General features: G+C 73.3%; 24 protein-coding genes. 1 reads left to right on the top strand and 23 read right to left on the bottom strand.

The genetic code is table 11. The features are described from left to right. Complete coding sequence (gene tsf / locus N912_RS0127140; RefSeq protein WP_028924873.1) at positions 1-837, bottom strand: translation elongation factor Ts; 837 nt, start codon at positions 835-837, stop codon at positions 1-3. 100 nt (positions 838-937) lie between these two features. Beyond that, positions 938-1840, bottom strand: a complete 903-nt coding sequence (gene rpsB, locus N912_RS0127135; protein WP_028924872.1) for a 30S ribosomal protein S2 — start codon at positions 1838-1840, stop codon at positions 938-940. A gap of 394 nt (positions 1841-2234) precedes the next feature. Between rpsB and N912_RS54895 the strand changes: the two genes are divergently transcribed. Continuing rightward, positions 2235-2780: a peptidoglycan DD-metalloendopeptidase family protein gene (locus tag N912_RS54895; protein ID WP_084211247.1), complete on the top strand. Its 546-nt coding sequence runs from the start codon at positions 2235-2237 to the stop codon at positions 2778-2780. A 190-nt stretch (positions 2781-2970) separates the two neighbouring features. Here the strand turns inward: N912_RS54895 and N912_RS54890 are convergent, their stop codons facing one another. From N912_RS54890 to N912_RS0127020, 21 genes are all read right to left on the bottom strand, one after another. Continuing rightward, positions 2971-3813 carry a FliA/WhiG family RNA polymerase sigma factor gene (locus N912_RS54890; protein ID WP_051580848.1) on the bottom strand — a complete coding sequence of 281 codons (843 nt, stop codon included), beginning with the start codon at positions 3811-3813 and terminating at the stop codon, positions 2971-2973. Then, positions 3788-4909: a tyrosine recombinase XerC gene (locus N912_RS0127120; protein WP_425415320.1), complete on the bottom strand. Its 1122-nt coding sequence runs from the start codon at positions 4907-4909 to the stop codon at positions 3788-3790. The genes N912_RS54890 and N912_RS0127120 overlap by 26 nt, the downstream gene beginning before the upstream one ends. Continuing rightward, positions 4906-6096 carry a DNA-processing protein DprA gene (gene dprA, locus N912_RS54885; RefSeq protein ID WP_051580847.1) on the bottom strand — a complete coding sequence of 397 codons (1191 nt, stop codon included), beginning with the start codon at positions 6094-6096 and terminating at the stop codon, positions 4906-4908. The genes N912_RS0127120 and dprA overlap by 4 nt, the downstream gene beginning before the upstream one ends. Then, positions 6093-7601, bottom strand: a complete 1509-nt coding sequence (locus tag N912_RS0127110; protein ID WP_028924870.1) for a YifB family Mg chelatase-like AAA ATPase — start codon at positions 7599-7601, stop codon at positions 6093-6095. Before N912_RS0127110 ends, dprA begins: the two co-directional genes overlap by 4 nt. Further along, positions 7601-7957: a YraN family protein gene (locus N912_RS0127105; RefSeq protein WP_028924869.1), complete on the bottom strand. Its 357-nt coding sequence runs from the start codon at positions 7955-7957 to the stop codon at positions 7601-7603. Before N912_RS0127105 ends, N912_RS0127110 begins: the two co-directional genes overlap by 1 nt. Before the next feature lie 99 nt (positions 7958-8056). Further along, positions 8057-8377 carry a DUF2469 domain-containing protein gene (locus N912_RS0127100; protein WP_028924868.1) on the bottom strand — a complete coding sequence of 107 codons (321 nt, stop codon included), beginning with the start codon at positions 8375-8377 and terminating at the stop codon, positions 8057-8059. Next, a complete protein-coding gene (locus N912_RS54880) occupies positions 8374-9174 on the bottom strand; it encodes a ribonuclease HII (RefSeq protein WP_211261409.1) in 801 nt (266 codons plus the stop codon). The genes N912_RS0127100 and N912_RS54880 overlap by 4 nt, the downstream gene beginning before the upstream one ends. A gap of 4 nt (positions 9175-9178) precedes the next feature. Next, positions 9179-11524: a signal peptidase I gene (lepB, locus tag N912_RS65865; protein ID WP_245645434.1), complete on the bottom strand. Its 2346-nt coding sequence runs from the start codon at positions 11522-11524 to the stop codon at positions 9179-9181. A gap of 526 nt (positions 11525-12050) precedes the next feature. Next, on the bottom strand, positions 12051-12410 hold the full coding sequence (gene rplS, locus N912_RS0127080; protein WP_028924866.1) for a 50S ribosomal protein L19: 360 nt from the start codon (positions 12408-12410) through the stop codon (positions 12051-12053). 235 nt (positions 12411-12645) lie between these two features. Then, a complete protein-coding gene (gene trmD, locus N912_RS0127075; RefSeq protein ID WP_028924865.1) occupies positions 12646-13404 on the bottom strand; it encodes a tRNA (guanosine(37)-N1)-methyltransferase TrmD in 759 nt (252 codons plus the stop codon). A 14-nt stretch (positions 13405-13418) separates the two neighbouring features. Beyond that, complete coding sequence (locus N912_RS0127070) at positions 13419-13976, bottom strand: Clp protease N-terminal domain-containing protein (protein WP_028924864.1); 558 nt, start codon at positions 13974-13976, stop codon at positions 13419-13421. A gap of 24 nt (positions 13977-14000) precedes the next feature. Further along, a complete protein-coding gene (locus N912_RS0127065; RefSeq protein WP_028924863.1) occupies positions 14001-14231 on the bottom strand; it encodes a helix-turn-helix domain-containing protein in 231 nt (76 codons plus the stop codon). 66 nt (positions 14232-14297) lie between these two features. Further along, entirely contained in the window at positions 14298-14798 is a 501-nt protein-coding gene (rimM, locus tag N912_RS0127060) for a ribosome maturation factor RimM (protein WP_028924862.1), read from the bottom strand. 28 nt (positions 14799-14826) lie between these two features. Beyond that, the gene (locus tag N912_RS0127055; RefSeq protein WP_028924861.1) at positions 14827-15066 is read right to left on the bottom strand and encodes an RNA-binding protein; all 240 of its coding nucleotides are present in this window, start codon (positions 15064-15066) and stop codon (positions 14827-14829) included. A 78-nt stretch (positions 15067-15144) separates the two neighbouring features. Then, the gene (gene rpsP / locus N912_RS0127050) at positions 15145-15657 is read right to left on the bottom strand and encodes a 30S ribosomal protein S16 (protein ID WP_028924860.1); all 513 of its coding nucleotides are present in this window, start codon (positions 15655-15657) and stop codon (positions 15145-15147) included. 189 nt (positions 15658-15846) lie between these two features. Then, entirely contained in the window at positions 15847-16629 is a 783-nt protein-coding gene (locus N912_RS0127045) for a CPBP family intramembrane glutamic endopeptidase (protein WP_037066939.1), read from the bottom strand. A gap of 112 nt (positions 16630-16741) precedes the next feature. After that, positions 16742-17821 (bottom strand): amidohydrolase family protein, encoded by a 1080-nt coding sequence (locus N912_RS0127040; RefSeq protein ID WP_028924858.1) that lies wholly within the window; start codon positions 17819-17821, stop codon positions 16742-16744. After that, positions 17818-19353 (bottom strand): signal recognition particle protein, encoded by a 1536-nt coding sequence (gene ffh, locus N912_RS0127035; RefSeq protein WP_028924857.1) that lies wholly within the window; start codon positions 19351-19353, stop codon positions 17818-17820. The genes N912_RS0127040 and ffh overlap by 4 nt, the downstream gene beginning before the upstream one ends. Before the next feature lie 104 nt (positions 19354-19457). Next, a complete protein-coding gene (locus N912_RS54870; RefSeq protein ID WP_245645433.1) occupies positions 19458-20009 on the bottom strand; it encodes an AAA family ATPase in 552 nt (183 codons plus the stop codon). Positions 20010-20044: 35 nt separating this feature from the next. Further along, positions 20045-20788: a GNAT family N-acetyltransferase gene (locus N912_RS60740; protein WP_156994045.1), complete on the bottom strand. Its 744-nt coding sequence runs from the start codon at positions 20786-20788 to the stop codon at positions 20045-20047. Positions 20789-20805: 17 nt separating this feature from the next. Next, positions 20806-21300 (bottom strand): hypothetical protein, encoded by a 495-nt coding sequence (locus tag N912_RS0127020; protein ID WP_211261408.1) that lies wholly within the window; start codon positions 21298-21300, stop codon positions 20806-20808. Positions 21301-21331: the final 31 nt, after the last annotated feature.

The raw sequence follows: 21331 nt of genomic DNA, 5'->3' as shown, positions 1-21331 counted from the left end.
TCAGGCCTGGCCGACCTCGAAGCGGGCGAACCGGCTCACGCTCACGCCGGCCTCGTCCAGCACCGCCTTGACGGTCTTCTTGGACTCGTGCACGGAGGCCTGCTCCAACAGCACGACGTCCTTGAAGAAGCCGTTCACCCGGCCCTCGATGATCTTGGGAAGGGCCTGCTCGGGCTTGCCCTCCTCGCGGGCGGTGGCCTCGGCGATGCGGCGCTCGTTGGCGACCTGCTCCTCCGGCACGTCGTCGCGGTTGACGAAGCGCGGGCGGGCGGCCGCGATGTGCATGGCCAGCCCGCGCGCCACCTCGGCCGCGTCGTCCCCGCCGCCGCTGTAGGCGACCAGGATGCCGATCGCGGGCGGCAGGTCGGTGGCCCGGCGGTGCAGGTAGAGCGCCACCGGCCCGTCCATGTGCGCGTACCGGCTGAGCTGCAGCTTCTCCCCGATGCGGGCGGACAGCGCCTGGACGGCGTCGTCCACCGTGCCACCGTCGAGCGCGGTGGCCCTGAGGGCGTCCACGTCGGCGGGGGTGTGCTCGGCGGCGGCCGCGAGGACCTTGTCCGCCAGCGCCACGAAGTCGTCGCTCTTGGCCACGAAGTCGGTCTCGCAGAGCAGCTCGACCAGGGTGCCGCCCTCCGGGCTGCTCTCCCCGGCCACCAGGCCGGCGGAGGTCGCCCGCTCGGCCCGCTTGCCCACGTCCTTGGCGCCCTTGATGCGGAGCAGCTCGACGGCCTTCTCCAGGTCGCCGTCGGCCTCCTCCAGGGCCTTCTTGCAGTCCATCATCCCGGAGCCGGTCAGCTCGCGGAGCCGCTTGACGTCCGCGGCCGTGTAGTTCGCCATGGTGTTGTGCTACCCGTCCTTAGGTCTCGTTGTTCGTGAGTCGCCGGCCCGCCCTCGCGCTCGCGCCAGCTCCGTGCGCCGCTCGGGCGGGACGCCGTTTTTATTCGACGGTCTGCGGGGTGCCGTTGCTGCTGCTGGTCGGGGCGCTGGTGGCGGCCACCGGGTCGCTGGGGTCGGGGCTCTGCTGGCCGGTGCCGAGCGCGGCGCCGTCCGACCCGCCGCCGGAGAGCAGCTCCTGCTCCCACTCGGCCAACGGCTCATCGGTGGCCGGGCCGGCCTCCGGCTTGTCCTCGCCCTCGGAGCCCCTGGCCCTGGCGGCGCGCGCCATCAGGCCGTCCGCCGCGGCGCGCGCGATCACCTTGGTGAGCAGCGAGGCCGACCGGATCGCGTCGTCGTTGCCCGGGATCGGGTAGTCGACCTCGTCCGGGTCGCAGTTGGTGTCCAGGATGGCCACCACCGGGATGCCCAGCTTGCGGGCCTCGCCGACCGCGATGTGCTCCTTCTTGGTGTCCACCACCCACACCGCGCTGGGCACCTTGGCCATGTCGCGGATGCCGCCGAGCGTGCGCTCCAGCTTGTCCTTCTCGCGGGTCAGCATCAGGATCTCTTTCTTGGTGCGACCCTCGAAGCCACCGCTCTGCTCCATCGACTCCAGCTCCTTGAGCCGCTGGAGGCGCTTGTGCACGGTCTGGAAGTTGGTGAGCATGCCGCCCAGCCAGCGCTGGTTGACGTAGGGCATGTTGACCCGCTGGGCCTCGTCCGCGATGGCCTCCTGGGCCTGCTTCTTGGTGCCGATGAACAGCACCGAGCCGCCGTGCGCGACGGTCTCGCGGACGAACTCGTAGGCCCTGTCGATGTAGGACAGGGTCTGCTGGAGATCGATGATGTAGATGCCGTTGCGCTCGGTGAAGATGTAGCGCTTCATCTTCGGGTTCCAGCGACGCGTCTGGTGCCCGAAGTGCACGCCCGAGTCGAGCAGTTGTTTCATGGTGACGACGGCCATGGCCTGCCCTCACACCCTTCGTGTTCGGCGCCGCCGCTTGTGCCGCTCCGGGTGCTGGTGCGGGCGTGCGGTGACGCGGGCGGTTGTGGCGCGGTACCGGGTGGCACCGCCCTGGCGCCGCGCCGTCGCCCGGACCCGTTGGTCGTGGTGCGCTTGACCAGCGGGACCGCCCGGGCGCCGTTCCCGGCCGAGGTCCCTGAGGACTGGCGCGGGCTGCGCGGACGCGCGAAGTCACCTCATGGCACATGAGGCGCGGTTCGAGTGTACGCCGACGGGGGGCGGGCGTGGCGCCGGGATGGTTGCTGTGGGCGGAGTTGTCCATGGGGCGGCGGGTTGTGCACAGGGTGGGGCGGGTGGTGCGTTTGCTCGGGGGGTGGGCGCGGACGATCGGGGTATGCGTCATGTGGTCGGGGGGCGGGCGTTGGTCGCGCTCGCGGTCCTGTCGATCGTGCTGGTCAGCGGGGTCGGGCCGGTTCCGGGGGCGGTGGCGGACACGCGGCCGGTGGGTGGGTACGGGTGGCCGCTGTTGCCGCGGGCATCGGTGAGCCGCCCGTTCCAGCCGCCCAGCCGGCCGTACGGGCCTGGCCATCGCGGCGCGGACCTGGTCGGGAGCCCGGGCCAGCCGGTGGTGGCCGCCGGCGACGGTGTGGTCGTCTACGCGGGCCCGCTGGCCGACCGTGGCGTCGTGTCCGTCCAGCACCCCGACGGGCTGCGCACCACCTACGAGCCGGTGACCGCGCTGGTCCGGGGCGGCCAGCCGGTGCGCCGGGGCCAACCGCTCGGTTCGCTCGCGCCCGGCCACCTCGGCTGCCCGGCCCCGGCCTGCCTGCACTGGGGCCTGCGCCGAGACGGCGAGTACCTCGACCCGCTGCAATTGGTACGCCGCGCACCGGTGCGGCTGCTGCCCTGGCCGCCGACGGCCACCGCCGCTCCCCCGTAACCAGGCCGCCGCAAACCAGGCCCTCGTTAGCCAGGCCCTCGTTAACCAGGCCCTCGTTAGCCAGGCCCTCGTTAGCCAGGCCCTCGTTAGCCAGGCCCTCGTTAGCCAGGCCCTCGTTAGCCAGGCCGCTGTAAACCTGGCCGCCGCAACGGTGCCGTGGGCACCGGCCGCCGCCGTTCGAGCGCCGGCCTCAGCCCGCGCCGGCCGCCGTCCCCGCCACGGTGGCGAACTCCTCCCGCAGCCGGCTCACCGCGCGGCCGCGCAGCTGGCACGCCCGCGACTCCGTGACGCCCAGCAGCGCCCCGATCTCGGCCAGCGTGCGGTCCTCCAGGTAGTACATCCGCAGCACCCGGCGGTCCCGCTCGCCGAGCCTGGCCAGGCTCAGCCAGAGCAGCCTGCTGGTCTCCCTGGCCTCGAACAACGCGATCGGGTCCGAGCCCTCCTCGGCGAGCGTCTCCGCGATGGTCACCGTGGCACCCCGGGAGCTGGACCGCTCGTCCAACGCCTCGGCGCTGATCAGCCGCAGCCCGCCGAGGATCCCCCGCACGTCGGCCTGGTCGATGCCCAGCTCCTCGGCGAGCTCTCCCGCCGTGGCCGGGCGGTGCAACCTGGCCTCCACGGCCTCCCGTGCCTTGGCCAGCTCGCGTGCCCGGTTACGAACCACCCTCGGCACCCAGTCCTGGGCGCGCAGCTCGTCCAGGATCGCGCCCCTGATCCGCTGCGCGGCGTACGCCTCGAACCGGACGCCCAGCTCCGGCTCGAACCGCTCGATCGCGTCCATCAGCCCGAACACGCCGGCCTGGGTCAGGTCGGCCAGCTCCACGTGCGCGGGCAGCCGGGTACCGAGCCGGCCGGCGACCCGCCGCACCAGCGACGCGTAGTGCAACACCAGGCGGTCCCGGTGCTGCCGCGCGCCGCAGTCGAAGTACTCGCCCCACAGCGCCAGCGGCTCGGCGCCCCGTCCGTCCGCGCCCTCGGGCGGCGCACAGTTCCCATCCAACGGCCGTTCAGGCTCGAGGATGAGCTTGGTCATGAATCGCCTTCAGACGCTCGGCACTGACGTGGGTGTAAAGCTGAGTGGTCGACAGCGTAGCGTGACCGAGCAACTCCTGAACGCTACGGAGGTCGGCTCCCCCCACCAGCAGGTGCGTCGCCGCGCTGTGGCGCAGCCCGTGCGGCGAGAGCACGGTCCGCCCGGGCAGCACCGCGGACGCGGCGTTGACCACTGAGCGGGCGACCCTCGGGTCCAGCCGCCCACCGCGCACGCCCAGCAGCAACGCGGGCGGCGAACCCGGCCTGACCAGCTCGGCACGCGCGCCGTCCAGCCACCGCCGCAGCGCGCGCTCCGCCGGAACCCCGTAGACGACCGTCCGCTCGCGGTCGCCCTTGCCGACGACCCGCAGGGTGCGCCGCTCGGGCGCGATGTCCGCCAGGTCGAGGCCGCACAGCTCGGACACCCGGATCCCGGTCGCGTAGAGCAGCTCCAACAGCAGCAGGTCACGCACCGCGACCGGATCGTCCTCCGCCGCACCGGACACCGCGGCCCCGAGCATCGCCCCGGCCTGGTCCACGGTCAGCACGCTCGGCAACGTCCGATGCCGCCTCGGCGCCGCCAGCCGCTGCCCCGGGTCGACCTCGAGCCGGCCCGTGCGCGCCGCCCACGCGGTGAACACCCGGGCAGCCGACGCTCGCCGGGTCAGCGTGGCCCGGCTGACCCCCGCCGCGCGCTGCTCGGCCAGCCAGCGCCGCAGCGCGGCAAGGTCCAGCCCGGCCAACCCACCGTCCGCGACCGTCCGGAACAGCGCGTCCACGTCGCCGAGGTAGGCCCGCACGGTGTGCGGTGACAAGCCCCGTTCGAGCACGAGGTGGCGCTCGAACGCGGCCCTGGCCTCGACCAGGTCGGCGGAGATCTCGCCGGCCGAGGCATCGACCTGGGCGTCGACCGAGGGGTCGACCGGCGCCACCTCGCCCGCCCCCGCCCCCGGCTCGCCCGCCCCGGCCACCGCCTCTGCCAGCGGGTCGCCCGCCTCGGCCACCGCCCCTGCCGTCTGGTCGCGGGGGTGCGCGGGGGGATCTTGGCGGCCGTGGCTCATACCGGGCACGGTGCGCGCGCCGACCTCGTCGGTCAAGCATCGCCACGCCACCCACCCGCCACGAGCCCGCGCCGTCGGCACCATCCACGCTCGACACGCTCGGCCATGCCGCGCCGCTCCAGCTCGCGCAGCGCCGTCCGTACCAGCTCGATCGGGAGCCCGGAGTCCACCGACAGCTCGCGCAGGTCCAGGGCGCGCTCCGCCAGCGACTCGTGCACCCGCAACGTCGGGCCGGACAACACGTCCGTGGCCCGCATCTGGATCGCCGGGGCCGGCGACACCGCGAGGTCGATCCCGATGCGGCCCACCTCCTCGATCACCTCCTCCGCGCGCGTGACGGCCACCGTCCCCGGCTCACGGAGCAGGCGGTGGCATCCGGCCGACAGGGCCGATGTCACCGGGCCGGGTACCGCCATGACCGGCCGGCCCAGCAACGATGCGTCCGACGCGGTCCGCCGGGCACCGCTGCGCCAGGCCGCCTCCACCACCACGGTGCCCGCCGCCAGGCCGGCGATGAGCCTGTTGCGCACCAGGAACCTGTGCCGCGCCGGTACCGCGCCGGGCGGATACTCGCTGACCACCAGCCCGGTACTGGCGATATACCGGAGCAGCCGTTCATGCCCGGCCGGGTATATCCGGTCGACACCGCAGGCGAGCACCGCGACCGTGGGGCCCTCGGCCGCGAGCGCGCCCCGGTGGGCGGCACCGTCGATCCCGTAGGCGGCCCCGGACACCACCGTGAACCCGAGCTCGGCCACGCCGTGCGCCATCCAGTTGGCCGCCCAGGTGCCGTATCCGGTCGCCGCCCGCGAGCCGACGATCGCTACCGACCGCTCGGCGAGCTCGGCCAGCCGGCCCGGCCCGAGCGTCCAGAGTGCGAGCGGGGCGTGCAGGTGCTCGTGCTCGCAGATCGCGAACGAGGCGAACGGCGCGACCGGCCAGTCCCGGTCTTCGGGGGTGAGCAGCCGGGCGCCGATCGTCCGGGCCGTCCTCAGGTGTGCCTCGGCGACGTCGCGCCCCCGGCGGGCGTCCGTCTCGGAGGCCACCCGCTTGGGCACCTCGCCCCGGCGGACCCGAGCGGCGGCGGCCACCGGGCCGTGCTCGTCCACGAACGCGGCGAGTGCGGGCGCCGGCGGCTCCGCGACGGTGCAGAGGTAGGCCCGGGCCAGCCGGACCTCGTCGGCGCGGTCGCTCGCGGACCCCCATACCGGCGACCCGTTCATGCCGCCCGCTGCTCCTTGAACGCGATGGCCCTGTCGACCATCGAAGCGTCCGGCCGGGTCTGGCCGGCAAGGTCGGCGAGCGTCCAGGCCACCCGCAACGCCCGGTCCGCGCCCCGCGCGGTGAGCTCGCCGCGCCGCAGCCCGGCGTCCAGGGGCAGCAGCACGGAGCGGGGAAGCGGGAACTGATCACGCAGCGTCGGCCCGGGGACCTCCGCGTTGGTGCTCCAGCCGTGCTGTGCCCACCGCTCGGCCGCAGCGGCGCGGGCGGCCGCCACCCTGGCACGCACCGTCGCGGTGCTCTCCGTCGGCTGGCCGGCCGGCGTCAACGCCACCAGCGGGGCCAGCCGTGCACGCAGGTCCACCCGGTCCAGCAGCGGACCGGACAGGCGCGCGAGATATCGGCGACGCACCGAGGAGGGGCACACGCAGTTGCGGTCGTGCGCGGGCGCGCACGGACACGGATTCGCGGCCATGACCAGCTGGAACTGCGCGGGATAACTGACCGAGCCGTCGGCGCGCGCCAGTCGGACCTCGCCGTCCTCGAGCGGAGTGCGTAACGACTCGAGCAGATGGGTGCTGAACTCAGGAGCTTCGTCCAGAAACAAGATGCCCCGGTGCGCCAGCGACACCGCCCCCGGTCTCGCCGTCCCGGACCCGCCGCCGACCAGCGCGGCGATCGAGCTGGTGTGGTGCGGCGCGACGAACGGAGGCGTCGTGGACAGCGGCCCGGACATCGGCAACCGCCCGGCCACCGAGCGGATCGCGGCGAGTTGCAGGGCATCGTCGGGACGCAGCAGCGGGAGCAACCCCACCAGGCGTTGCGCGAGCATCGTCTTGCCCGTGCCTGGGGGACCTACCAGCAGCAGATGGTGCCCGCCGGCCGCCGCGACCTCGAGCGCGAGCCGGGCGTCGTCCTGCCCGACCACGTCGGCCAGCTCCGGCGCCGGCGCTCCCGGCTCGACCCAGCTGGGTCCCGGTGCGGGCAGCGTCGCCGCCCCGCGCAGCCAGGCCAACACCTCGTTCAGCCGCTCGGCGCCGCGTATGTCGAGGCCCTCCACCACCGCCGCCTCCGGCAGCGTCTCCGACGGCACCACGACCGTGCGGGCCCCGGAGCGCTGCGCGGCCAACAGACACGGCAGCACGCCGCGCACCGGTCGGATACGGCCGTCCAGCGCGAGCTCACCGATCAGCACAGTGCGTTCGAGCGGGGCGCGCGGCCCGACGCCGGCCGCGGCCAGCACGGCACACGCCAGCGCCAGGTCGAACCCGCTGCCCGCCTTGCGCAGCGTGGCCGGGGACAGCGCGAGCGTGATCCGGCGGTTCGGCCAGCTCCAGCCGGAGTTGACCACGGCCGAACGCACCCTGTCCTTCGACTCGTGCAGCGCCGCGTCCGGCAGGCCGACCAGATGGACGCCCGGCAGGCCGTCACCGATGTCGGCCTCGATCTCCACCAGCTGGCCGTCCACCCCGTACAGCGCGACCGACCAGGCCTTCGCGAGCACCATCAGAACGCCGCCTCGTAGTGCTGGAAGCTGACCGGCCCGCCGGGCGGCGCCAGCACCGCGACCACGTCGAACCGGATCTCGCACCAACGCACCTGATGCGCGGTCAGCCAGGCCTCGGTGACCCGACGGATACGAGCGGCCTTCTGCCAGGTCACCGCCTCGGCGGGCGCGCCGAAAGCGAAGTTCGACCTGGTCTTGACCTCGCAGACCACCAGCCGCCACCGGTCGGTCGCCACCACGTCGATCTCGCCGTCCCTGCACCGCCAGTTCCGGGACAGCACCACCAGACCGCGGTCCTGGAGGTAGCCGACGGCGAGGTCTTCGCCGCGCCGTCCGAGTTCGTCTTTTTTCGCCACGCGACAACGGTGCCTCGACGGCGAGGGGCTCCGCGGGCTTCGGCGACCCGCCTGTGGATAACTGGGGTCGTTGTGGATAACTCGGGCCGCTGCGGGCCGTCAGCCGAACGCTTCCCCTTCCGGGAGCCTAAGGTCCGGCTTGTCCAACTCCTCGACGTGCACGTCCTTGAAGGTGATCACCCTGACGTTCTTGACGAACCGCGCCGGGCGGTACATGTCCCAGACCCAGGCGTCGGACATCCGAACCTCGAAGTAGATCTCGCCCTCGGAGTTGCGGGGGGCGACATCCACCGCGTTGGCGAGATAGAAGCGTCGCTCTGTCTCCACCACATAGGAGAACTGCCCGACGATGTCGCGGTACTCCTTGTAGAGCGAGAGCTCCATCTCGGTCTCGTACTTCTCGAGATCCTCGGCACTCATGAATCCACCCCCGCCCTGGTCAACGCCTCGATCGCGTCCTCGGCACCGAGGGTGCCGTTGCCCTCCACGCTCGAACCCTGCACCTCCAAATTGTGGACCACGGAGGGCCCGGAGCGAACGCCGCGGGCGCGACTGACATTGACGAAGGAGTAACGATGTACTCGGCTCGGACCGTGCGCCGCGAGCGCCTCGTCGTGCGCGGGCGTGCAGTAGCCCTTGTGCTCGGCAAAGCCGTAGCACGGATACTCCCTGTCCAGCTCGACCATGATCCGGTCCCGGGTGACCTTGGCCAGCACGGATGCGGCCGCCACGCAGGCCGCCGCCTGGTCGCCCTTCGGGACCGCGAGGTTCGGCACGGTCAGCCCGGGCACCCGGAAACCGTCGGTGAGCACGTAACCGGGCTGCACGCCGAGCCGCGCGACGGCCCGCCGCATCCCCGCCACGTTCGCGACGTGCACCCCCCGGTGGTCGACCTCGGCGGGCGGGATGATCACCACGGCGTAGTCGACGGCCCTGCGCACGATCAGCTCGTAGAAGCGCTCACGGGCACCGGGCGTGAGCAGCTTGGAGTCGGTCAGGCCGTCCCACCTGCTCGCGTCGCCGGGGCGCGGGACGCACGCCGCCACCACCAACGGGCCAGCGCACGCGCCCCGACCGGCCTCGTCGACGCCGGCGACCGGACCGAGCCCGTGCCGGCGCAGCGCGGACTCCCACGCCCATATGCCGGTGGAGCGGCGCACGACCGCGCGCTGTGGCCTCGGCCACGACCGCGAGCTCGCCGCGATGGTTCTCGCCATTGCCCTAGCGGACGGAATCTGAACCTGGGGCACGGCCCGGAATACTGCCATCACCCCGCCGCCGCGATCGCGACCGGCGCCGCAACGCGACGAGGGGGATGGCTCCGATCACGCCGAACGCGAGCGGAGCACCCGGCACCACGCCGCTGGGCATGGCCGGCGCGGAGAGGGCCACCTCTTGCGGGTTCGTGTCGTCGATCGACTTGATCCGGGGCGGCGGCAGTATGACGAACCGCGCCTTGCCGATCACGTTGTCCACCGGGACCGGCCCATGGCCGGGTACCCGCGAGTCGGCCGAGTTGTTGCGGCTGTCACCCATCACCCACAGCTTGCCCTCCGGCACCTTGACCGGACCGAACTCGGTCTGCACCGGGGGGCCGCCCGGCGGGTAGTAGTACACGTAGGGCTCGTTGAGCGCCTTGCCGTCCACGGTCACCCGGTTCTGCGCGTCGCAGCACGCCACCGTCTGGCCGCCGGTCGCGATGACCCGCTTGATGAGGTCCTTCTCGTCCGGCGGGGTCAGGCCGATCAGCGACCCGAGCGACTGCAGCCCCCTGATCAGCGGGTTGCCGGAGCGAGTGGTCTGGGATGCCTCGCTGCTCTCCCAGCTGTCGGGTGCCTTGAAGACGATGACGTCGCCGGGGGTCGGGTCGCCGAAGCGGTAGCTCAGCTTGTCCACCAGTACCCGGTCGTTGGTGCAGCCGGTGCAGCCGTGCAGGGTCTGCTCCATCGACCCGGACGGGATCTCGTACGGCCGGCCCAGGAAGGTCTGGATCAGAAAGGTCAACAGCAGGGCGACGACGACGAGCATCGGCAGCTCGCGCCAGAACGTCGGCCGGCGTCGGCGCCCCGTCTTGAGGCGCTTGCCCTTCGACGACAGGGCCGTCGGCGGTCGGCGCGAGGCCTTCGTGCTCGCCTCGTGGTGATGCCGGCCGGCCCGGCGGAACAGCTGCCGTTTCGCGCCGCCCTCCTCGGTGTCCGGCGCGGGCGACGGTTCCTCGGTCGGGCGGGCCGGCGGGGACACGGCCGGAGCCGAGGACTCCGGGCTGTCCGCCGGTGACCCGGCCGGCGATCCGAGGGAGCGGCCGATCGTCCGGCTACCGCCGCCGGTCCCGGTCGGTGACGACGCGGCGCGACGGGTCGGTTGGATGTAGCCGACCGGGGTGGCACCCGCGTCCGGGCCGGCGGCCTGCCCCGGAACGGCCGGTGGCACGGGGTCGGCCGGCCTGGTGGGCGAGCCGAGGGCACCCGTCCGGCCCGTGCGCTGGCCGGGGGCGGCCGGTGGAGCGAGCGCCTGGGTTGCCTGGCGAAGCCGGTCACGCTCCGGCACCTGCCATATCGCGCCGGTCTGGCTTCCCTGCCTGGGCACGTCGACGGGTCGGTACGCGCCGGTGCCCGATGCCGGAGGGGTGCCCGGTTCGAGCCCGGCCGGGCCGGGTGGGGCGCCCCGCTGGGGCAGCGCGCCCCGCCGATGTCCGGGGAAGGCGGACGTCGAGGAACCGCCGGGTGCGTTCGGGGCGCCCGGCGGCGGAGGGCCAGGACGACGCGGCGGGGTCGGTGGGTAGGCCGGGGGCGAGTAGCCGGACGGCGGTGAGTACCCGGTCGGGTAGCCCGGGGCCGAGGGTGTGGCCGGGGGCGGGCCGGGCGGACTTGGCGGAGGAGGTGGCGGACGGTCGGGCTGGCGGTAGATGCCGTTGCCGGCCTGGCGGGGTGGGGGTGGGCCGGGGAAGCCTTCGGGTGCGGCCCGCCGTGCGTGGCGGTTCGCCTGCGTGCCGAACAGCGGGTCCGACGCCGGTAAGGGGGACCGCCACGGATCCGGCGGCGCCTGCCCCGGGGGCCGGTCGGGCGGCGCGGCGCCGTGGCCGTTCGTACCCGAACCGTTCCCGGCCGCCGCCGAACCTGTTCCGGCCTCCGAGCCGAACCACAGGTCCGAGCCGTTGCCCGGGGCCGAGCCGTTGCCGGGGGCCGAGCCGTTGCCCGGGGCCGACGGGTCGCTGGGGAGCCAGCCGTCGCTCGGCGGCCAGCCACCGCTGGATGTCGGGTCGTACCGCCCAGAGCGCTCCCCCGCGCCGTGCTGGGCGGCGGAGCCGTTCGCCGGAGCGGATCCGTACGAGGAGGAGCCGAAGCCGTTCGACGAGCCAAGGCCGTTGGCGGAATCCAGGCCGTTCGACGGGCCGTAGTTTCCCGACGAACTCAGGCCTCCCGACGAACTCAGGCCGTCCGACGGGCCGAAACCGCCCGGCGAACTGAGCCCGTTCGACGAACCAAGCCCGTCCGGGGTACCGAACAGGTCCGACGAACCGACCCCGTTGGAGGGGGCGACGGAGTTCGGCCGTCCGGAATCGCTCAACCAGTCCGGAGCACCCGGCCGGTCAGGCACGTTCAACCAGTCGACGCCGTTCGACCGGTCAGGGCCGCTCGGGCGACCGAAGTCGTCCGGCCGATCCAGGCCGGAGCCTCTCACGGGCACGCCCCCGACACCGGGATCACGCGCGGAGCCGAGGCCGCCCGGGCCGCCGGCGCTGTGCCGTGGGCCGCCGCCGTTCCCGGTGACCGAGCCGTTCCAGGACCCTGAGACGTTCCAAGTTCCGGAGCTGTTCCAGGCACTGGAGCTGTTCCACGGGCTCGCGCCGTCCCAGGCGCCGGAGCCGGTCGCGGAGCCGGAACCGCTGCCCGGTGGGTGCCCAGCGGGCTCCGCCCGGCCGTGCTGGCCGGACGCCCGGTGCTGGCCGGACTCGCGCGGCCCGTTGCCGTCGTTTCCCAAGGTGGATGGGTCCAACCGCCCCACGCGACGGGTGGGCGGCCGCGACTCGCCCGGCGCATTGGGGACAACCACAGAGTCGAGGCTACGGCACCCGCCGCGATTCGGTGAGGGCCTAGGAGGCGGACGGGGTCTCGCGCTTCTCCTTGATCTTCGCGGCCTTGCCACGGAGCTCGCGGAGGTAGTAAAGCTTGGCGCGCCGCACGTCACCGCGGGTCGCCACCTCGATCTGGGCGATGTTCGGCGAGTGCACCGGGAAGGTCCGCTCGACGCCGACGCCGAAGGAGACCTTCCGCACGGTGAAGGTCTCGCGCAGGCCGTCACCCTGTCGGCGGATCACGACGCCCTGGAAGATCTGCACCCGGGAGCGCGAGCCCTCGATGACGCGGACGTGGACCTTCAGGGTGTCTCCGGGCCGGAATGCCGGGATGTCGGAACGCAGCGACGCGGCGTCGAGCTCGTCCAGGGTGTTCATGGTGAAGGTCCGTCCTCGCGTGAGAGTTCGTCAATCGTGCTGCCTGCCGACCGGCGTCGGCCACCCTCGGAAGCGCACCCGCACGGACTCCCCGACCGGCGCATCTCCGATCGCGCCGGCGGGTCCCGGCGCCCCCAAGCGTGGTGCGCGGGGCGGTAGCAACCCGTCCAGTGTGCCAGACCGGTCGACGCCCCCCGAAATCGGACCGATCGCCCAAAGCCGCACGTGAGCGACGTCACTCCCACTCGGAGCGCAGGCCCTCCAACAGTTCGCGGTCCCGCCCGTCCAGGGCGCCGGGCGGCAGCGCGTCGAGCAGTTCGGGGCGCAGCCGCGCGGTGCGGGCCAGCGACTGGTCACGGCGCCAGCGGGCGATCGCGGCGTGGTCGCCGCTGCGCAGCACCGGGGGGACCGTCAGCTCGCGCCACCGCTCGGGGCGGGTGAACGCCGGCCCCTCCAGCAGCCCGTCGGAGAACGAGTCCTGGGTGGCGGACTCCGGGTTGCCGAGCACGCCGGGAAGCAGCCGGGCCACCGCCTCGACGATCACCAGCACCGCGGCCTCGCCGCCGACCAGCACGTAGTCGCCGATGGACACCTCGTCGACCACCATCCGACGCGCGGCGTCGTCGAGCACCCGCTGGTCGATGCCCTCGTAGCGGCCACAGGCGAACACCAGCCACGGCTGGCGCGCGTACTCCTGCGCCACCGCCTGGGTGAACGGGCGACCGGCCGGGGTCGGCACCACCAACCGAGGTGCGTTGACGCCGTTCGGCGCGCACACCGCGTCCAGCGCCTCCCCCCAGACGGTCGGGCGCATCACCATCCCGGGGCCGCCGCCGTAGGGCGCGTCGTCGACGGCCTTGTGCACGTCGTGGGTCCAGTCCCGCAGGTCGTGCACGGCCAGCGAGATCAGGCCGGCCTCGATCGCCTTGCCGACCAGCGCCTCACGCAGCGCGGCAAGGTAACCGGGAAAGATGGTGACGACGTCGATGCGCATCGTCGACGATCCTCTCAGGCGCCCTCGGCGGGGCGGGCACGCCGGGCGAGCGCCGCCCGCACGTCGTCCAGTGTGCGCCCACGGGCGGCCAGCAGCCGGGCGCCGATGCCGTCCACGGCGAGCGCCCCGAGCAGCACGTGCTCGGTGCCGATGTGGCGGTCACCTCGCCGGACCGCCTCCCGCAGTGCCTGCTCGAGCGCCCGCTTGGTCTCCCTGTCGAACGGCATGTGACCCCAGCGGCGCCTGCGGCCGGACAGCCGGCGGGCCGCGCGGTCCAGCGCGCCGGGGCCGAAGCTCTGCTCGGCACGGCGGCGGACCTCGTCCAGGTCGATGCCCAGGGCGGCGAGGGCGTCCCGGTCGGGCAGGCCCTCCCCCGCGTCCGCGATCGCGGACGTGACGGCGTCGCGCTCGATGCCGACGTCGGCGAGCACGGCGGCGGGAAGGCCGCCGGGGTCCTCCCACAGGCAGACCAGCAGATGCTCAGGGCCGATGTGCTCGGCCGCCCTGGCGCGAGCGTCCTCCTGGGCCAGCACGACCACGCGGCGCGCCTGGTAGGTGAAACGTTCGAACACCGTCCGACTCCCTCCTCGACCCCGCTACCGGCCGGGCAGGCGGCGGTACTTCTGGTGCACCGCCTGCTTGCTGACCCGCAGCGCCTCGGCGATCCGCTGCCAGGACCAGCCGTGCGCCCGCGCGTTGGTCACCTGCAGCTCCTCCAGCGAGTCCAGCAGGAGCCGCAGCGCGGCCACCGCCGCCAGCCCGACCGAGGGGTCCTCGCTGGAGGCCGCCTCGGCGACCCGGGTCGCGTCCTGCCTCGTGCCGCCCATGTCGTCAACCTAGCTTGACGACCTGGGGCGCGTCAAGGCAGGTTGACGCCAGGAGTGAGGCGCGGGCTAGTCGAGCAGGCCCTCGGGAGGGGTGAGGACCAGCTTTCCTTCGGTGAGGTTCACGGTGGGCACTATGTCGCGGACGAACGGGACCAGCGCGTCCGGCCGTCCCTCGCGCGCCACGGACAGCAGCTCGCCGGCGGGGCCGTGCACGACCTCGCGGACGGTGCCGACGGGCTGGCCGTCGGCGAGCACGGCGTGCAGGCCCACGAGCTCGTGGTCGTGGAACTCGTCGGGGTCGTCCAGGGGCGGCAGGTCGTCGGCGGGCACCGTGAGCACGGCGCCGCGCAGCGACTCGGCGGCGTCCCGGTCGGTGACGCCGTCGAGCCGCACCAGCAGCGCGCCCCGGTGCCAGCGGGTGGCGCGCACGGTCAGCAGCCGGCCGTCGGCGAGCCGGTACTCCGTGCCCGGGGCGAACCGCTGCTCCGGGGAGTCGGTGCGGACCAGCACGGTGACCTCGCCGGTCAGCCCGTGCGGCCGCCCGACCCGGCCGACGACCACGTTCAGGCGCTCGGACGCCATCGCCGGGCGCGCCTCAGCGGTCGGTGTCGACCACGTCCACCCGGACGCCTCGGCCGCCGACCCCGCTGATCACGGTGCGCAGCGCGGTCGCCGTGCGGCCACCGCGCCCGATGACCTTGCCGAGGTCGTCCGGATGAACCCTGACCTCGAGCGTCCGACCCCGGCGCGTGGTGACCAGCTCGACCTGGACCTCATCCGGGTGATCGACGATGCCGCGCACAAGGTGCTCCAGGGCGTCGACGAGCGCACTCACGAGTCCCCCTCACGCGTCAGCTCGTACACGAGGTCTCCCTCGCTCACGCTGTAACACCTGCCTCGCTGCGCTCGGGGCTCACGCCCCTGCCTCGGTCGGCGCGGCCTCGTCCGCGCCGGCCGAGGACCCCGACTTCGCCTCGGACTTGGAGCCCGACTTCCGCTCGCCCTTCGAGCCGCCGCCCTCGCCCTTGGAGCCCTTCGGCTCGGACTTCTTCTTCGGCGTGGTGGCCTCGGTGGTCGCCTCGCCGCCGGCCTCGGCCAGCGCGGCGTTGAACCGGGCCAGCTTGTCCACCGGCGGGGCCGGGTCACGCAGGGTGCCCTCGGCGCCGGGCAGGCCCTTGAACTTCTGCCAGTCGCCGGTGATCTCCAGGATGTTCTGGACCGGCTCGGTCGGCTGGGCGCCCACTCCCAGCCAGTACTGCGCGCGCTCCGAGTCGACCTCGATGAAGCTCGGGTCGCTCTTCGGGTGGTACTTGCCGATCGTCTCGATCGCCCGGCCGCTGCGACGGGTGCGCGCGTCGGCCACGACGATCCGGTAGTACGGCGCCCGGACCTTGCCGAGCCTCAACAGCTTGATCTTGACTGCCACGGGTTCTTGCTGCTCCTCGCGGATCGTTGTACTGGTATCAGGTCAGCCACGGCCGAGCCGCCTCGACCCGCGTGGGGAACGGGCGAAAACCAGCTCGGATCTACCACGGCGCGGGGAGAGGGTCCGGCCACGGCGGTCAGCCGACCATTGTGCCAGATGCGAGCGGGGCGGCAGTGATGCCCTGCGCAATCAGTTCAGCACGCCGGTCAGCATGAAGCACAGCGACACCGCCGGCAGCAGGTTGTTCACCTGGTGGGCGATGATGCTCGCGCCCAGCCGATCGGTGTACAGCCGCGCCAGGGCGATCGGCACCGAGATCACCAGCAGCAGCGGGGTCCGGCTGAACTCGAAGTGCGCCAGCGCGAACGCCAGCGTGGTCAGCCCGAGCGCCCACCAGCGGTCCGCGCCGTGGCGCCGCACCGCGCCCCACAGCAGCCCCCGGTAGACGATCTCCTCGCACACCGGCGCGACCAGCCAGACCACCAGGAACACCCCGATGGCCAGCGGCACGCCGACCCGCTGGCCGGCGAACAGCTCCCCGACCGCCGAGCTCGCCGCGTCCGGCCCGACCACCTGCGCCCACAGCGCGGCCGCCGGGATGGTCAGCGCCAGCCCGCCGCAGCCGAACGCCAGCCCCCGGACCAGGTCGGAGCGCTCGAAGCGCAGCCCGAGGTCGATGCGCGGGCCGTTGCCGCGCAGCCGGGTGGCCAGCAGCGCCACCCCGGCCGCCATCATGGTGGGCAGGATCAGGCTGAGCAGCAGGATCTCGGCGGGCGGGCGGCCGTCTCCGCCGTCGACGTAGAACGGCAGCACCAGCAGCACGTTCGTGCCCAGGAACACCGCCTCGGCGAGCAGGTAGGCCCCGAGCCCCCAGCGGTGCGCGGGCGGCTTGGGTAACGGGACACCGTCCGAACCGGCCCGTTGCGGCTCCACCGGTTCCCGCGCCGCCTCCGGCGGGCCGGATGTACTCACGCCCACCTCCAGCAACGTCTCGGACCCGACGCTACCGGGCCGGCGCCCTCGGTGCCGTAGATCATGACGCCGCGCACGCCACGAGGGCAATGGCGGTCGCTGAGACGGTGGCCTACGTCCGGACCGGACGCCCGCGCAGCATGACCAGGCTCGGCTCCCGCAGCGCCGTGACGTCGGCCCTCGGATCGGTCGGGTAGACGACCAGGTCGGCCGGTTCCCCCGGGGAGAGCCCGGGGCGGCCCAGCCAGTCGCGGGCGGCCCAGCTCGCGGCGGCCACCGAGGCCGCGCCGGACATCCCGGCGGCGTGCAGGGCGGCCACCTCGTCGGCGATCCGGCCGTGCGCGATCCCGCCGCCGGCGTCGGTGCCCGCGTACACCGGCACGCCGCCCTCGACCGCCCGCCGCACCGCGTCGTACGCGCCGGCGTGCAGCTCGCGCATGTGGGCTGCGTAGATCGGGTACTTGGACGCGGAGTCGGCGATGCCGGGGAAGTTCTCCACGTTGATCAGGGTCGGGACCAGGGCGGTGCCCCGGCGGGCCATCTCGTCGATGAGCTCGTCGGTCAGGCCGGTGCCGTGCTCGATGCAGTCGATGCCGGCGTTGACCAGGCCGGGCAGGGCGTCGGTGCCGAACACGTGCGCGGTCACCCTGGCGCCGGCCGCGTGCGCCGCCGCGATGGCCTCGGTGAGCACGTCGTCCGGCCAGAGCGGGGCCAGGTCGCCCACGCCCCTGTCGATCCAGTCGCCGACCAGCTTCACCCAGCCGTCCCCGCGCGCGGCCTGGGCGGCCACCTCGTCGGGCAGCAGGGCGGGGTCGTCCAGCTCGACGGAGATGCCCGGGATGTAGCGCTTGGGACGGGACAGGTGTGTGCCGGCGCGGATGATCATCGGCAGGTCCTCGCGGGCCTGCAGCGGGCGGGTGTCCAGCGGCGAGCCGCAGTCCCTGATCAGCAGGGCGCCGGCGTCCCGGTCGGTCTGGGCGTCGGCGGCCGCCTCGTCCAGCGACAGCGCCCGGCCGGGGCCGAGCCCGACGTGGCAGTGCGCGTCGACCAGCCCGGGCAGGATCCAGCCCCGGTCGGCGACGGTCGTGGCGTCCGGGACCGGTTCGGCGCTGACCCGGCCGTTCCCGTCGATCCACAGCTCGGTGTCGCGTTCGTCGGGGAGCAGCACTCCCCTGACGTGGAACCCACTCACTTGGACTTGGGCAGCTTCAGCTTGGACGGGTCGAAGCCGGCGGGGAGCTGGTCCAGCCCGGACAGCCCTGGCGGCAGCTCGTTGAGCCCGGCGGGCATCTTGGACAGGTCGGGCAGCGCGGGCAGGGCACCGCGCTGGCGGCCGCCCTTGTTCTTGCCCTTGGCGCCCTTCTTGCCCTTGCGGTTCTTGGACGAGCGCCGCCCGCCCCCACCGCCACCGAAGCCGAACTGCCCGGCCATCTGCTTCATCATCTTGCGGGCCTCGAAGAACCGGTTCACCAGGTCGTTGACCTCGCTCACCGACACCCCGGAGCCCTTCGAGATGCGCAGCCGCCGGGACCCGTTGATGATCTTCGGATCGGCCCGCTCCGCCGGGGTCATGCCCCGGATGATGGCCTGGATCCGGTCCATCTGCTTGTCGTCGACCTGGGACAGCGCCTCTTTCATCTGGGCGGAGTTGCCCCCGGGCAGCATGCCGAGCAGGTTGCCGATCGGGCCCATCTTGCGGATGGCCATCATCTGCTGGAGGAAGTCCTCCAGGCTCAGCTCGCCGGTCGTGATCTTGCTGGCGGCCTGCTCGGCCTGCTTGGCGTCGAAGACCTGCTCGGCCTGCTCGATCAGGGTGAGCACGTCGCCCATGCCCAGGATCCGGCTGGCCATCCGGTCCGGGTGGAAGACGTCGAAGTCCTCCAGCTTCTCGCCGTTCGAGGCGAACAGGATCGGCTGGCCGGTGACCTCGCGGATGGACAGCGCCGCGCCGCCTCGGGCGTCGCCGTCGAGCTTGGCGAGCACCACGCCGGTGAACCCGACGCCGTCGCGGAACGCCTCGGCGGTGGCCACCGCGTCCTGGCCGATCATGGCGTCGACGACGAACAGCACCTCGTCCGGGTTCGTGGCGTCCCGGATGGCCACGGCCTGGGCCATCATCTCGGCGTCCACGCCGGTCCGGCCGGCGGTGTCGATCACGACGATGTCGTGCTGCTTGTCCCGCGCGTGCTGGATGCCCCGGCGGGCGACGTCGACCGGGTCGCCGACGCCGTTGCCCGGCTCGGGGGCGAACGTGGTGGCGCCGGCGCGCTCGCCGACGATCTGCAGCTGGTTCACCGCGTTCGGGCGCTGCAGGTCGGCGGCGACCAGCAGCGGGGTGTGGCCCTGGCCGGCCAGCCACTTGGCCAGCTTGCCGGCCAGCGTGGTCTTGCCGGCGCCCTGCAGGCCGGCCAGCATGATCACGCTGGGCTGCTGCTTGGCCAGGTTCAGCCGGCGGGTCTCGCCGCCGAGGATGCCGACCAGCTCCTCATTGACGATCTTGACGACCTGTTGCGCCGGGTTCAGCGCGGCGGACACCTCGGCGCCCTTGGCGCGTTCCTTGACCTTGGCCACGAAGCCCCGGACCACCGGGAGCGCGACGTCCGCCTCGAGCAGCGCTATCCGGATCTCGCGGCAGGTGGAGTCGATGTCCGACTCGGACAGCCGGCCCTTGCCACGCAGGTCGCGCAGCGTTCCGGTGAGCCGCTCGGAGAGGGTGTCAAACACGGTGACTCGTCGCTCCAGGTGTGTCGTCACAGAATCGGCCGCGCACGGCGGGCCACACCCCTGAGCCTAGAGGAGCACGGCTGTCCTTTCAGCGCGCCGGGCTTTCAGCGAGCCGGCGGGCCCGCGTGCGCGAGCATCAGCCCGCGCGTGGCCTGCCGCCTGTCCAACAACGTTACGCGATGCCAGCCGGCCGGGTGCCTGCCGCCGCGCAGCTCGGCGGCGAACGCGGTGCCGCGCCGGACATGCCTGTCGAAACATCCCTGGCCCAGGACCCGCCCCCGGCCGACCTGGCCTCGGCGGGCGTCCTCGGGGTTCGCGTCGACCCAGACCAGGTACCGGTGCCGGAACGCGAGCACCGCGAGCACCAGCACCGCCGCGCGGGTGTAGGCGGCGGTCGCGGGCAGGTGCACGACCACGGGCCCGACCAGCGCGAACATCGCGACCACCAACCGCAGCCGGTGCCACAGGTGCACCAGCGCGCGGTAGAGCCCGTACGGAGTGCCGGGCGGCAACCTGGCGCGCAGCCAGTCCCGGACCGGCTCGGAGTCGAGCACCACCGGGGCCGGTTCGGACCGTTCGAGGTCCAGGCCGCGCAGCAGGCGGCTCTTGCCGGCCCCCGGGATCCCGGCGACCAGCACGAACGATCGCTTGTGCACCTTCAGGACGGTCGGCCCGCCCGCCGTCACTGTCACTATGAATGAACGGACGGTGCGGGCCGATCGTTCCTCGGCTCGTTGCTCGGAATGGCAAGCGTCCACAACCAGCCGATGGGCCGCGCGGCGATTCGTTCCGCGACGCGCTGCGAGGACGTGTTGTCCGCGCTGGTGCTGTAGAACAGGTGCGGGCGGTCACCGGTGAACTGGTCGGCCCAGGCCGCCGTGGTCGCGGCCGCGTAGCCCCTGCCCCGGAACTCCGGATCGGTCCAGGTTCCCGCCTCGACGCCGAGCGGCGACCGGTGCGGGGTGTGGCAGATCGAGACGACCCGGCCGTCGAGCACCACCATGGCCCAGGGCGCGCCGGCCGCCCGGGTGAGCAGCTTGTGCCATTCGTCGGGCTCCCAGTTGTCCGGGCGGGCCGACGCCACGGAGTCGGCGTCGGCGTCGTCCGAGCGCAGCACCGGCACCGTGGGTGTCACCGGAACCGGCGGGGTGACCAGGTAGCTCGGGCCTCCGGCGAGCACCAGCGGACCGGGCAGCAGCGCGCGGCACTCCTCGACGGCCGCCGGCGGCTCGCCGGGCGTCGTGGGCGCCGAGCTCTCGACGCGCTCGACCAGTTGTGCGGCCAGCTCATCGGGGACCTCGCCGGACACCGCCGCCGTGAGCGCGTCCGCGGCCGCCGCGATGACCAGGACGTTCGGCCCGCGCAGCAGCCGCGACCGGTCGAACCCCCACTGCACGTCCATCTCGGCCAGCAACAAATCAAGATCACGGGTCACTCCCGGCATTCTGCCCGCTAGATGTGGCAGCCGTTCGGGCCGGTCAGGGGGCCAGCCGTGACCGGGTAGCCCGGACGGGGGTTTCTGATCACAGGTGCCGAGCGGGAGGTGATCTGGTTCATGCACCGGTCGGAGGCCGACCTCGGCAGGCCCGCGCCGCCGACGTACACGTCCAGGTGCACCTGGGCCGACGCGGACGCGCCGGAGTCCTCGACGATCAGGTACCGCCTCAGGTGCGGGGCGTAGAACCTGACCCCGGCGGGCGTCTGCATTCCGCGCCCGCCACGCCCGGGCACCGCGACCGTGATCGGGTCGTCGAAGGTGCCGGACCCGCCCGCTTCCGGATGCACGGCCCCGCAGCAGATGCGGGCGTTGTTCCCGCCCTGGTTGTCCTGGAACGAGTAGCCGGTGATCCAGACCGTGATGGTCTCCTCCTCGGCCGCGAACGCGGCGGCCGCCGTCCCCAGCAGGGCGACAACCATCACCACAACGACCAGGACCATTCGAACCATCGCGCCGTCTCCCCGACTCGAGGAGTAACAC

Source organism: Actinospineispora acaciae DSM 45401 (genome assembly GCF_000620785.1).
Taxonomy (GTDB): Bacteria; Actinomycetota; Actinomycetes; order Mycobacteriales; family Pseudonocardiaceae; genus Pseudonocardia; species Pseudonocardia acaciae.
This window is presented reverse-complemented; position numbering and strand designations above follow the sequence as displayed.